General features: G+C 49.8%; 10 protein-coding genes. 2 read left to right on the top strand and 8 right to left on the bottom strand.

Annotated features, from left to right (window positions below):
• Window positions 1–12 precede the first annotated feature (12 nt).
• Window positions 13–441 carry an SRPBCC family protein gene (locus tag FPG75_RS09595; protein ID WP_143306566.1) on the top strand — a complete coding sequence of 143 codons (429 nt, stop codon included), beginning with the start codon at window positions 13–15 and terminating at the stop codon, window positions 439–441.
• A 163-nt stretch (window positions 442–604) separates the two neighbouring features.
• Here FPG75_RS09595 and FPG75_RS09590 read toward each other — a convergent pair whose 3' ends face one another.
• The 7 genes from FPG75_RS09590 to FPG75_RS09560 all read right to left on the bottom strand — a co-directional run bounded on the left by FPG75_RS09590 (window position 605) and on the right by FPG75_RS09560 (window position 10,727).
• A complete protein-coding gene (locus tag FPG75_RS09590) occupies window positions 605–2,254 on the bottom strand; it encodes a RagB/SusD family nutrient uptake outer membrane protein (protein WP_143306565.1) in 1,650 nt (549 codons plus the stop codon).
• A gap of 26 nt (window positions 2,255–2,280) precedes the next feature.
• Window positions 2,281–5,292 carry a SusC/RagA family TonB-linked outer membrane protein gene (locus FPG75_RS09585; protein WP_143306564.1) on the bottom strand — a complete coding sequence of 1,004 codons (3,012 nt, stop codon included), beginning with the start codon at window positions 5,290–5,292 and terminating at the stop codon, window positions 2,281–2,283.
• A gap of 200 nt (window positions 5,293–5,492) precedes the next feature.
• Window positions 5,493–6,500: a sterol desaturase family protein gene (locus FPG75_RS09580; protein ID WP_143306563.1), complete on the bottom strand. Its 1,008-nt coding sequence runs from the start codon at window positions 6,498–6,500 to the stop codon at window positions 5,493–5,495.
• A gap of 214 nt (window positions 6,501–6,714) precedes the next feature.
• Window positions 6,715–7,074 carry a DoxX family protein gene (locus tag FPG75_RS09575; RefSeq protein ID WP_143306562.1) on the bottom strand — a complete coding sequence of 120 codons (360 nt, stop codon included), beginning with the start codon at window positions 7,072–7,074 and terminating at the stop codon, window positions 6,715–6,717.
• A 55-nt stretch (window positions 7,075–7,129) separates the two neighbouring features.
• Entirely contained in the window at window positions 7,130–7,699 is a 570-nt protein-coding gene (locus FPG75_RS09570) for a Crp/Fnr family transcriptional regulator (protein ID WP_143306561.1), read from the bottom strand.
• A 21-nt stretch (window positions 7,700–7,720) separates the two neighbouring features.
• Window positions 7,721–8,092 (bottom strand): VOC family protein, encoded by a 372-nt coding sequence (locus FPG75_RS09565; protein ID WP_143306560.1) that lies wholly within the window; start codon window positions 8,090–8,092, stop codon window positions 7,721–7,723.
• A 259-nt stretch (window positions 8,093–8,351) separates the two neighbouring features.
• On the bottom strand, window positions 8,352–10,727 hold the full coding sequence (locus FPG75_RS09560; protein WP_161596739.1) for a glycoside hydrolase family 95 protein: 2,376 nt from the start codon (window positions 10,725–10,727) through the stop codon (window positions 8,352–8,354).
• Window positions 10,728–10,878: 151 nt separating this feature from the next.
• Between FPG75_RS09560 and FPG75_RS09555 the strand changes: the two genes are divergently transcribed.
• On the top strand, window positions 10,879–11,313 hold the full coding sequence (locus FPG75_RS09555; protein WP_143306558.1) for a hypothetical protein: 435 nt from the start codon (window positions 10,879–10,881) through the stop codon (window positions 11,311–11,313).
• 184 nt (window positions 11,314–11,497) lie between these two features.
• Here FPG75_RS09555 and FPG75_RS09550 read toward each other — a convergent pair whose 3' ends face one another.
• The gene (locus FPG75_RS09550; RefSeq protein ID WP_143306557.1) at window positions 11,498–12,448 is read right to left on the bottom strand and encodes a bifunctional helix-turn-helix transcriptional regulator/GNAT family N-acetyltransferase; all 951 of its coding nucleotides are present in this window, start codon (window positions 12,446–12,448) and stop codon (window positions 11,498–11,500) included.
• Window positions 12,449–12,585 lie beyond the last annotated feature (137 nt).

Raw genomic sequence — 12,585 nt, 5'->3', positions numbered from 1 at the left:
AAACATAGTAATATGACCAAGGAACCTCTTGTAGTAGAAAGGGTGTACCATGTGCCCGTCAGCAAAGTATGGCAAGCCATCACCGACAATGCCCAAATGAAACAATGGTATTTCCAGATCGCCGACTTCAAAGCAGAGGTAGGCTTTGAATTTGAATTTACCGCCGGCGACAAAAACAAACAATACGTACACCACTGTAAAGTAACGGAAGTGGTGCCCGGCCAAAAGCTGTCCTACACCTGGCGCTACCGGGACTATCCCGGCGATTCGCTCGTTACATTCGAGCTTTTCCCCGAAGGCAACGGCACCCGCCTCAAACTCTCCCACTACGGGCTGGAATCCTTCCCCGGCGCTACCGATCCGGCTTTCGCCCCCACCAGCTTCAACGAAGGCTGGAACAGCATCCTGGGCGTATCTTTGAAGAAATTCCTCGAAGGATAATTCAGCTCATGATTATATGATTTAAAGGATTAGCGGGATTTTCGAATTTATGGATTTACGGATTTCTTGATTTGCAGGAAACTGAAGTATCCCTTAAATCAAGAAATCCGTAAATCCATAAATTCGAAAATCCCGCTAATCCTTTAAATCATATAATCATGAGCTAATAACCTGGATTGGGTATCAAATTCGGGTTCAGCGCCAGTTCGATGGCGGGGATCGGGAATACGCGGCGGAAAACGTCGTTGTCCGCTTGTTTGAAGCCCCATTTACCTTCGAACTTGCCGAAGCGGATCAGGTCATTTCTTCTCCAGGCTTCCCAGGCGAATTCACGGGCGCGCTCTTCGAGCAGCATGGATAAGGTGGTACCTGCCCAGGGCGTGGTGCCCGCGCGGGTGCGGATCTTGTTTACCAGCACATCGGCAGTTTGTAATTCGCCGTTTACTACGGTTGGCGCAGCGCCGCGGAGGATGGCCTCTGCTTTCATCATTATCACATCGGCCAGACGGAATACCGGCACATCGGTATTTTCGAAACGGGTGGTGGTGTTGATGTTTTTGTCAGGGTAGTATTTGATAGAGCGAACACCTTTCAGCTGCGCTTTCAGGTCGTTGCCAATATCGAGCTTCGCTTCTGATCCGGGTTTCAGGGTCAGCTCAGGGGTGATCTCCACCCACCAGTCGATCGGTGCATCGGGGCCGCTATAAGAGGCATCGAGGGTTTTGGTAGTGGTATGCACAATGTTAGGAGTCCCATCTTTATTGTTTTGTTTGCCCACCAGCCAGGTGCTGTTGCGGACATCATTCGGCTGATTGAAGTAAGCATAGAAATCAGGAATGGTGCTGGTAGCGATACTCGGGCCAAATGCATCCGGCAGGTCGAAACGCGCCTTTAAGAAAGGATGCAGGTCGAAACGGGTGAAGTGGCAACCGGGGATCAGGTTAGCATCGTAAGGGATCGCAAAAATGGTTTCCTTGATCTGCGGACCATTATCCGGTTTGAAGATAGAGCGATAGTCTGCATCCAGCGTATACGGCGCATTCGCGAGGATGCTGTCGGCCATGGCTACGGCGTCAGTGTAACGCGGCGTGCCGGTATAGTATTCCGCATTGAGGTACATTTTTTCCAGCAGGGCAAATGCCATCCATTTGGTAGCGCGGCCATAAGTGCTTCCATCTACTTTGGTAGTAAGGTTTGGAATCACCGACTTCAATGTGCTCTCGATGAAGGCAAATACTTCTTTACGTTGTTTGGTGGCTGGCGGCGCGCTTATCGGGAAAGTATCGATAATAGGAACATTGCCGTAAGAGTCCATCATAAAGAAATAGAACAGGGAGCGCATGGCTTTCAGTTCTGCGATGGCATTGGTCTTGTAATCGCTGGCGGGCAGGCCTTTCACGAGGTTGATCGCATTGTTGGCAATGTTGATGCCGCCGAAGCCCCACTGCCAGGTACTGATCACAAAAGGGTGCGCGCTACCCCAGGTATGCAGGTGCATGAAACGGTATTTGCCACCGTCGTCCCAGTTACCGTCGCGTACAGGGATGATCGCTTCATCTGTAGAAAATTCCTGCAACATCCAGTAATCCACCGCGTAGCTGAAACCCGTACCATTCATCCAGTACGTGGCATCGCCTGATTTGGAGCAGGCCAGCTGTGAGTATACGGCGCCAATGGCGGCGGCATAAGAGCTGCTGTTGGTGGGGAAGTTGGAAGGCGTATATTTTGATTCCACATCTACATCCAGCTTGCTGCACGCAGCCAGCGCCATCGCGGCAAGCAGGAAAATGCAAAGGATTTGTTTATATCTCATATCTTGAAATTTAACGGACAGGTTGATTAGAAAATAGCATTCAGGCCAAAAATGAATGACCTTGTTTTAGGATAATAATTCCTTGCATCGATACCCGGCGTAAGGCCACCCAGGTCCATTTCAGGATCGATACCGGTGTATTTGGTGATGGTAAATACGTTATTAACGTTACCGTATACACGCAGTTTGTTGATGAAAGGACTATTGGTTTTGAAAGTATATCCCAGGGTGAGGTTATCCATGCGCAGGTAGGAGCCGTTCTCCAGGAATCTGTCAGACACCAGGAAGGAGTTCTTGTCGTTGTAAGACTCTCCCTGTGTAAATTTCAGCACGTTGGTCACTTTTGCGTCTGTTGGCGTGTTCAGTGCTGCCTTGGTCGCATTCAGGATCTTGTTGCCGGATACGCCGCGGATAAATACGCTCAGGTCAAAACCTTTATAGGTGAAGGTGTTGCTCCAGCCATAAGTGAGCGTGGGTTGCGCGTTGCCAGCCGGCATCAGGTCAGCAATGTTGGGCGAAGTGGTTACAGTACCATCGGCTTTCTGATAGGTGGAAACGCCGTCTTTGTTTTTACCGAGATAATGGAACAGCGTGAAAGTGCCGATAGGCTGGCCTTCCATGATCTTCTGGCTCCAGTTGCCGGATTGTCCTTTACCACCGAGGATGGCTGTAGGGATATCCTTCAGCGTAAAACGCCCGCTGGACAATGCGCTGATGCTATTCGTATTGTGCGATACGTTCACGGATGTTTTCCAGGAGAAATCCCGGCCGCGCACGGGTTCTGCATTTAACACTACTTCTACCCCTTTGTTACTTACCTTTCCTACGTTGGCGAGCAAGGTAGTGGTGATGTATTGTGTGGTAGATACCGGGTAGTTCCAGATGAGATCAGAAGTTTGTTTGTCGTAGTAGTCAACGGCGCCGCTCAGTCTTCCGTCGAAGATGGCGAAATCGATACCGGCGTTGAACATGCCGGTGCGTTCCCATTTCAGGTCAGGGTTGGCATTCTGTACGGGCGCGATGGCATTGATCAGGTTACCATTATCATAGTAACGGCCGGTGGTGCTGTATTGCAGCTGTGCGGCCAGCGGATCGAAGCCGAGCGAGTTACCGGAGATACCATAGCTCACACGCAGTTTGAGGTCATCAAAGAAGCCATTGCTTTTCATGAACGGCTCCTGGCTGATGCGCCATCCTGCTGATACAGCGGGGAAATAACCCCAGCGGTTGTTCTTACCAAATGCAGAAGAACCATCATTACGCAGGGAGGCCTGGAAATAGTATTTATCTGCATATTGATAATTGATCCTGCCGTAATAAGAGATGAGGCGCAGGGTGGTAAGGGTGGTGGCGCCGGAGTTATCGAATACCACGGTACCGGGAGGCGGGTTGCTGAGGGCGAGGTTGTTCCACGACAGGGCGTCGCTGCCGAAACCTTGTGTGGTCACGCCAAAGCCGTCGCCATTGTGATCTTCCTGCCAGGAATAACCGGCGAGTACTTTGAAGTTATGTTTACCGACGGTTTTATCGTAGTTAAAATAAGACTCGATGATATTGCGCTGGTTGGTCCAGGCCATGCGGTTAGCTTTACCATTGGCGCCTTTGGCGAGCACGGAGAGGCTGTTATAGTATACGTTCCTGGTCACCTGTTCGCGCTGGGTGGAGAGGCTCAGCGTATAAGTGAGCCCGGGCAGTATCTTCACCTCAGCCAGGCCATTAGCGAGGAACTTGTTGATCTTCGTTTGGTCGGCATTGTTAGCGATCAGCGCTACCGGGTTGTAACCACCGCGGATATTACCGGCATAATCTTCTGTGAAAGAGCCATCAGGGCGAGTTACGAGCACAGTGGGCAGGTAATTGAGCATGTTTGAAAACACGGCATCCGGCACGTTGTCCTGTTTGGTGGAGGTATTGAAGATATTGATGCCGAGGCGCAGGCGATCGTTGAATGCACGTTGTTCTACGTTGGCTCTTACGCCCAGCCTGTTCAGATCGGATCCTTTGATGATGCCTGGATTATTGAGATAGTTGACACTGAAACCGTAGTTGGTATTTTTTGAACCGCCCATTACGGAGAGGTTATGATTCTGCGATACGGCGTTGCGCTGTACTTCTTTCTGCCAGTCGGTATTCACGGGCGTGTTAGTGCCGGGATATACGTCGTTGTTGGCGGCAGCGAGCACCTGGCCATTATCCGCGAGGTATTTACGAAGTTCGTCGCCGGTGAGCACTTCCAGGCGTTTGGCTACTTTTTCCATACCTACATAAGCGTTATAGGCGATGCGCACCTGATCTGTTTTCGGGCGGCGGGTGGTAACGATGATTACGCCGTTGGCCGCTCTGGCGCCATAGATGGCGGTGGAGGCGCCATCTTTCAGTACATCGATGCTGGCGATATCATCTGGCGCTACCATGTCGATCGGTGCGCCCGGCACGCCGTCGATCACGTAGAAAGGCTCCTGTGCGCCGCTACGCAGGGTCGAGGGGCCTCTCAGGATCACGGTCGGGTTCTGGTTCGGGTTACCGCTTTTCGTGATGGTGAGGCCTGGCACTTTACCTTGCAGCAGCATGGAAGGAGAAGCGATCACGCCTTGTGTAAATTCGCCGGCGTTCACGGAGCTGATGGCGCCGATCACGTTCTTCTTGCTGGTTTTACCATAACCGGTGATCACCACGTCGTTGAGTTGTTTGAGTTGCGGCGTAAGGGATATATTCACCTGGTGTGTACCATTTACCGGTACATCCTGGCTGTTAAATCCTACGAAGGCGATGTGCAGGGTGGCATTACTACCGGTAACGTCTAAACGATAATTGCCGTCGGCGTCGGTTACTACGCCGCTGCGGGTGCCGGCTTCGGAGATGCTCACCCCGGGCAATGGCTGGTTTTTGTCGTCAGTAATCCTGCCTTGCACCTTGTATTTTTCTTGTGCCTGCGCAGCTGGCAAGGCAAGTAAAATAAAGGCAATCCAGCACAGGAAGGCAAGCAGCGGTTTTGCAGGAAACCGCATAGAAAACCTACGATCATAGATTTTGTTCATAAAGCAATCTTTAAGTAGCTTTTTTTTAATTGTTAATGGCTGCTGTCATTGATGGAAGATGCATTAGCTTGAAAACCGCCAGGCGTAAAGTATTCAGCGTTTTGTGTCAAATGGATACATGCGCGACAATTACGCTGTAAAACTAAAAATGGTGCTGTTGAATTAATAGCGGATCGTGTTATCAGATTATTATCTTAACATTAACGATTTGTGATAGTCTTTGCTGTGGCGGATTCCAGGTATTCCTGTTTTGCCTTGCGTGCAGTTTTATGCGCGCCTGTGTGACGCCATCCCGGTGGCATAATGATATAGAGCAGTTTATTCCTGATGCCGGGAGCTTGGGCTACATCCCGCCACAGGCAATAGATTTCGCCGAAATAAACATCCCAGAAATTACCGGGGTTCATCTCGCGGGAAATACCATACTCAATTTCCAATTCTTTTTTTTCTGGTTGATAAGTGCCAAATACACGATCCCATATATTGAGCAGGTTGCAAAAATTCGTATCCATATAAAGCGGATTACGCGCATGATGTACACGATGATACGAGGGTGTAAGGATATACTTTTGCAGGAATCCCATCCTGCCATCAGGGAGTATGTTTTCACCTACGTGAATAAATGCTCCCCAGGTACCGTCAATAAACATAATAAAGAACAGCAAGGGCGGATTCACGCCTGCCAGTATGCAGATACTCGTCCGGATCACGTCTGCATAGGGTCCTTCAAGGAAAAAGTGTGCATAAGTAACAGAAAGGTTCATGGCTTGCGGCGCATGATGGGTAGCGTGCAAACACCATAATATCCGCACCTTATGCGCCAGGAAATGATAAACAAAGTGCGCCAGTTCCCACACGATATAGCCATAGATCAGCCAGTACCAGGTAAAAGCCGTCTTCAGCAAACTATATTTTTCAAACAGGCCAATGCAAAAGGCAATGGCGGCAATAGAAATAAATCTCGATATAAAACGGTTTGCAATAAAGATGAAGAAAGGGATACGATAATCTTCTATCTTAAACCGTTTATATACCAGGGCCCGCACCACTTCTATCAGCAAGAGAAAAGGTATCACCGGAGAAACCGCAGCCAGCACGCCTTTCAGCGTCAGCAACGACTGATAGTTACCCGTCTTGTACATCTCCAGCAGTTGTTCTATACCCAGAAAAGAGATCACCTCCTGGTAGAGCATCTGAAAGAATGCCATGCGAAAATTAATTTCTTTGTAAGACGAAAAGATACGTGGAACCAGCTGTCGCCAAATTAGTATTTCACATGGAAGAAAGAAAAAAAATTATTGCTTTTTTGCAGTAGGCAGATGATGGAAAGTCTTGCCATCCGGCCATGCAGGCCAACGAAATCGGTTTCGTAATATGTATTCCCCTGAGACGCTTTCAAGGTCTCAAGGGAACACCTGTTTATCACCACCTTTGCACGGCCACAAAAATGCTGATCACAAACAGAAAGATATTAAAGGCAACGGACTTATACTCCCCTCTCCTGTAGTGTATTCTTGACGCCGGCGCCATGATCAGGGCAAAGCACAGGGCCGAGATAGGAGTAAGCACCGGCGCGATGTGCAAGGCCCAGGGTAATATGATACCGGCAGCGCCGAGTATCTCTGCCACGGCCAGCATACGCAGCGCCGGGTAACTTAAATAGGCCGCGCCGGTTTGCCCGATAGTCATCAGGTATTCCTTTCTTTGTGTGGCTTTCATCACGCCGGAATAGAGGAAGGTAGCGGCGAGCAGCACTTGCAGTACCCACAGTATAGTATTCATAACCTTGATTTTTCACAAAGTTGCGAAGGCGCTGCACGCCGTCCTTTGACATTTATCAAAAACTGTGTTGCGCACGGATACGGCTCAGCGTTTCCGGCGTGATACCGAGGTAAGACGCAATCATGCCCAGGGGCACTCTTTGTATGATGGTGGGATTGGTATCCATCAATTTTTTATATCGTTCTGCCGCAGTGGCGAAATGGAGGTCGTCAAAACGTTGCTGTACCTGTATCAGCCCATTGCTTACCAGCAGGCGACCGAAGCGTTCTATCTCATGATATTTTTTATAAAGCTGTTCGAGGTCGTAGTAGTAAAGGCCCCAGAGGATACTGTCTTCCAATAGTTCGATCGTTCTTCTATCAGGTTGCCGGGTGATAAAACTGAGTATGGAGGTAGAAAAATTTTTCTCGGTAGAGATCCAGTCCGTCACATCTTTTCCATCTTTAAGATAATAGGTGCGGGCTAATCCTTTTTCAATATAGAACACATGACTGCACACCGCATCCGCCCTTTGGAGGATGACGCCTTTTTTCTCTTCGCGATATTGCAGTACCTGTGAAAGCGCGTCCCTGCTCTCTTCCGACAGGGGCATGATCTGTTGCAGCGTTTGAAAGAAATCGTTCACAGCGCGAAGATAAAAAGATAATTATTCCTGTATCACCGACAAGATATTCCCGGCCGGATCAGTGAACCACGCGATCAGCGGGCCAGCGCCACGAAAGATGCCTTTCTCGTCTGTTTTCAAAGGCCCTTCATACTGCTGGAACTGTATGCCTCTGGCATGCAGCTCATCTACTGTCTGCTCAATATCCCTTACAGGAAAATTGAGTACAGTATGCGTTGCCGGCACATGATTCGGTTTCGGATATACTACGATATCGTTACCACCGGCAATATGCAGTTTGAGCAGCCCATTAGTTTCCGTTACATCCAGCCCCAATATATCCGCATAGAATTTTGCCGCTGCCGGAATATCATTGGAAGAAAAACTGCTGAATGCCTTAGTTTGCTTGAGCATAAGCGAAGATTTAAAGCGAAGTTACGCGAATGTTGTCTTACTCAGGATTATAAAGATTGAAAGGATTAACAGGATTTTTTTTACAGGATTAATAAAGATTTTCTTGATTTAATGCGAAGATCAATGGTAGCGGATTTAAGCGAAGAAGCCCTTGAAGCGCTTTGAGCGCTTCAAGGGCTGGAACCTCGTTGATCTTCGCATTAAATCAAGAAAATCTTTATTAATCCTGTAAAAAAAATCCTGCTAATCCTTTCAATCTTTATAATCCTGAGTAAGACAACATTCGCGTGCTGCCGGGAGTGGTTTGCAATGTGGTTGTTTTTTGGCCGTATACTATCTCGCAGCGGCCGCCTTTGGTGGAGTGGATGCGAGCTTGCTGTAAATGGCCGTTGCGCCATTCGAGGTCGATGATGTAGCCGCCGCGGGCGCAGAGGCCTTTGACGCTGCCGTTGGGCCAGGAGGCAGGCAGGGCGGGTAAAAGGGTGATATGTCCTTCGTGGCTCTGCAGCAGCATTTCCGCGATGCCGGCAGCGGCGCCGAAATTGCCATCGATCTGGAATGGCGGGTGCAGATCAAAGAGGTTGTCGGCCGATTTGTTGTGTAGGATGGTGTTGAAGGCTTGCAGGGCTTTATCGCCGTTCTTCAGGCGGGCCCAGAGGTTGGTGACCCAGGCGGCGCTCCATCCCGTATAGCCGCCACCGTGAGAGAGGCGATATTCGAGCGATTTACGCGCAGCAGCCACAAAAGCCGGCGTGCTGGCCTCGTTGAAGGCATAGCCGGGATATAAGGCATAGAGGTGCGACATATGCCGGTGGCCGGGATCGGTTTCGCGGAAAGGCTGCGCCCACTCCATGATGCGGCCGTCTTCACCGATCTTCGGTTGCAACAATTGCCCGCTGGCTGCTGCGATCTTTTGCAGCACAGGGTCTTTGTCTTGCAGGATGGCAGCGGCTTTCAGGACATTGCCAAATAATTCTGCGATGATCTCCTGATCGTGTGCCGGTCCCATGCTGATGCTGCCATGACTGCTATCCGGTGCGATAAAGCCATTCTCCGGTGAAGAGGCCGGACCGGATACCAGCTGGCCACTTACGGGATCTTTCACGAGCCAGTCCATATAAAAGAGGGCAGCATGTTTTAAAACAGGATATACTGTTTGCAGATATTTTTTATCGAGTGTGAAAGCATAGTGCTCCCACAGATGCTGGCATATCCAGCCGCTGGCGCCGGAGGTGAGGCCCCAGGAAGGATGCTCGCCCGGAGAGGTAAAGCCCCATACATTCACGATGGGGTTCACACACCAGCCATGGGCGCCGAACTGCACAGATGCCGAACGTGTGGCCGGCTGCTCGATGCCGCGGATGAAATCTGTGAGCGACAAATGCATTTCGCCAAGATTGGTGTTCTCCGCGAGCCAGTAGTTCATCTGTATGTTGATGTTGGTATGGTAGTCGCCATTCCAGGCGGTCTGTATCTTGTTGGCCCAGATACCCTGCAAATTGGCCGGCAGCGTGCCTTCACGGCCGGAAGAGATCAGCAGGTAACGGCCGTATTGAAAATAGAGGGCCGTAAGGTAGTTATCATTGCCGGATGTTTTCATCTGGCGCAGGCGTATGTCGGTCGGTGTATCGTCTCCCTCCATCTCCCCTAACTGTAAGGACACGCGGTTATAATAACGCTGATAATCGGCGATGTGTTCCTGTTTGAGTTGTTTGTAAGTCTTTGCCATGGCCTTCTTCAGGCCATCAGCGGTAAGTTGTTCATAACGGCGGCCACTATACGAAGGATATACCGGCAGGTAGCTGGTAGACGCCGTGAGATAGAGAATCACTTCGTCGGCATGCTGCACGGACAAACGGTTACGGTTATACGATTGTGTGCCGCCGGTGCTGCGTGCTTTGAGGCGGGCCATGTAGCCGATGCCGTCTCCTCCTTTACCGTTGTGAAGATGTCCGCTCATTACGAGTTCGTTGTTAGCCGTTTCAGTGGTGAAACGTTCGGGGCGGTCGAGCGTGGCATCTAAGCTGATGGCGCCTTTGCGGCTGGCGGTGATACGGATGACGAGCGCGTTGGCGGGCGCGCTGGTGAAATATTCCCGGGTATAGGTAACGCCTTCCTGTTCGTAGGACACTGTAACGAGGGCGCTGTCGAGATGCAGGGCACGGCGGTAATTCGTATAGCCGTGCTGTTGATGGAAGTCGAGCCGCAGGTCGCCCAGGGTTTGATAGCAGCCGAAAGGCACATTGGCGCCGTTACCCTGTCCGGAGCCGGCGCCTTTGCATACCTGTGTTTTGTTGGTGAGCTCCGTAGCTTCTTTGAACTTGCCTTCAAATAATAATTGACGGATCTGCGTTAGGTATTGTGGCGCCTGGGGGTTGTCGTTATCGGCCTGACTGCCGCTCCAGAGGGTCTTTTCATTGAGTTGTACCCTTTCCTGGTTCACATCGCCGAACACCATGGCACCAATGTTGCTGTTACCCAGGGGTAGTGCCTGTAGCCAGGCTGTATCATCTTTCCAGGCATTGCCGTTATCGGGCGCTGTAGCGCTGGCAGGTTGATGATACCAGAGCTGAAAATGTTGTGCATGAACGTGGAAGCTTACCATCATCACGACGGATAAGAAAAGATATCGCATAGTATCAGTTTGTGTTGTGGAAGATAATGCTAATTCATCAGGGCTGTGAGTGAGGGTGAATAAGCTATCAGTAAATGAATGAAAAATATCTTCCATCCCCGTTAATATATTATAAAAATATTTACTATAATTGTACTCCAAATCATCCTATATGAAGCAACTGTTACTGTTCCTGCTGGTGACGATGCAGCTATCCCTGCATGCGCAGTCGCCGAAAACCTTATCCACCGCAGATTCCAGTGCCGCGGCATTCTTTTCCGGCACCAAAAGGTTCATTGATGGGGAGGCTACCTCTTATGTTATTACGATCAAGGGGAGTGATGTGGAGATGAAGTTTTATCGCAAGAACAATACGGCGCCGCGGGAAACGATCCGTGCGGCAATTATCCGCAACCGGATTACCTTATTGAATGGCGAGAGTCCTGGAAGATTCCTTTACCGGGAAGGCGCTTTTGCCGAAGCCGACAACAACGGCACCTACCACACTTATTTTGAATGCGACGACAAGGGCCAGCTATTGAGGCCTGATGGCAAAGATCCTTTTAAAGGCGTTACCTGGGGGCAGGTGTTGTTTGAGAAGATGTAGCGAAGGTTGTCTTGCTCAGGATTTCTGATTGAAAGGATTACCAGGTTTTTATCAGATTAATAAAGATTAAAAAGGATTCGCGAAGATCAATTCGATGTCATCTTCGCGAATCCATATCTTTATTAATCTGATAAAAATCCTGGTAATCAATCAGTATAATCTGAGCAAGACAACCTTCGCTTTACTATAATATAAGCGCCATCTGTATGTTGCAGCGTTCGTATGGCGTTTTGCGGCCGGCCACTTTTTGGAAGCCTAGCTTGTGATACAGGCTGATGGCTTGTTTCAGCATGGTATTGCTTTCGAGATAGATATTGCGGGCGCCGAGCGCGCGTGCCTTCTCTATGATGGCATTGCCCAGCAGCCAGCCGATGTTTTTGCCGCGCATGCCTGGCGCCACGGCCATCTTCGCCAGTTCATAATCGTATTCCGGATCTTTCATTTTGATGAGCGCGCAAACGCCCACTGGCTCATTATTGTAGAGCGCTACAGCGATGTGGCCGCCGCCATCGATGATATAGCTTTTCGGATTATCCAATGCTTTGTAATCTGAAGGCTCCATCTTGAACCATTTGGAGATCCACTCTTCGTTGAGATCGCGGAAGGCCTGTTTGTATTTCGGCTTGTAGTCTACGATCTGCACCTCCTGGCTTTCCCGCAGCTTGCGTTGCTCCTGTACGCGGCGCAGCAGCGACTTCTGTTCCAGCAGGAACTCCCACTCGCCGATGGCCTGCCAGAGGTCGTGCCGCGCGGAGGCCATCAGCTCTTCGATGGCGCTGTTCACGTCGGTGTATTGATGCTGTATCTTGCCGGTGATCTCTTTGCCTTTGGCAGAGAGGCTGACCATATTACGCCGCCCGTCGGTTTTATCTTTCTTTTCTTTTACCAGTCCCTGCGTCGCCATCTCCCGGATGATCTTGCTCGCCGATACATGCGAGTGCCCGATCTCTGTGGCGATTTCGGTCACGGTTTTGGCTTCTCCTCCGGAGAGCACATAAAATACAGGCCACCATTTGGGTTTGAGTGCTACGCCGTACATTTCGTATATCTGTTCGGCGTCTTCGGTGATCTTGTCGGTGAGCAGGCGCAACCTGCTGCCGATGGCCATTTTGCCGATGGTTTCAAATAAGTTCATACAATTACGTAACTAGTTACGTAAATATAGGAAGATATTTTTATCTGCCAATAAAAAATAGCGGGTGATCTTTTTTAATCATTCTCTGTTAAATCTGAAAAAATGTAGTTCGAATAGTATCAGTGTAATTTTTTGTA

Origin of the sequence: Chitinophaga vietnamensis (assembly GCF_902167635.1) — a bacterium.
GTDB classification, from domain to species: Bacteria; Bacteroidota; Bacteroidia; order Chitinophagales; family Chitinophagaceae; genus Chitinophaga; species Chitinophaga vietnamensis.
Note: the sequence above shows the minus strand (reverse complement) of the source record. Positions and strands in the feature narration are given on the sequence as shown.

Excerpts from the sequence above, each read along its gene's own strand:
- FPG75_RS09555 (WP_143306558.1), top strand. The coding sequence starts at position 10,879 with ATGAAGCAACTGTTACTGTTCCTGCTGGTGACGATGCAGCTATCCCTG.
- FPG75_RS09565 (WP_143306560.1), bottom strand. The coding sequence starts at position 8,092 with ATGCTCAAGCAAACTAAGGCATTCAGCAGTTTTTCTTCCAATGATATT.
- FPG75_RS09590 (WP_143306565.1), bottom strand. The coding sequence starts at position 2,254 with ATGAGATATAAACAAATCCTTTGCATTTTCCTGCTTGCCGCGATGGCG.
- FPG75_RS09580 (WP_143306563.1), bottom strand. The coding sequence starts at position 6,500 with ATGGCATTCTTTCAGATGCTCTACCAGGAGGTGATCTCTTTTCTGGGT.
- FPG75_RS09585 (WP_143306564.1), bottom strand. The coding sequence starts at position 5,292 with ATGAACAAAATCTATGATCGTAGGTTTTCTATGCGGTTTCCTGCAAAA.
- FPG75_RS09550 (WP_143306557.1), bottom strand. The coding sequence starts at position 12,448 with ATGAACTTATTTGAAACCATCGGCAAAATGGCCATCGGCAGCAGGTTG.
- FPG75_RS09595 (WP_143306566.1), top strand. The coding sequence starts at position 13 with ATGACCAAGGAACCTCTTGTAGTAGAAAGGGTGTACCATGTGCCCGTC.
- FPG75_RS09575 (WP_143306562.1), bottom strand. The coding sequence starts at position 7,074 with ATGAATACTATACTGTGGGTACTGCAAGTGCTGCTCGCCGCTACCTTC.
- FPG75_RS09560 (WP_161596739.1), bottom strand. The coding sequence starts at position 10,727 with ATGCGATATCTTTTCTTATCCGTCGTGATGATGGTAAGCTTCCACGTT.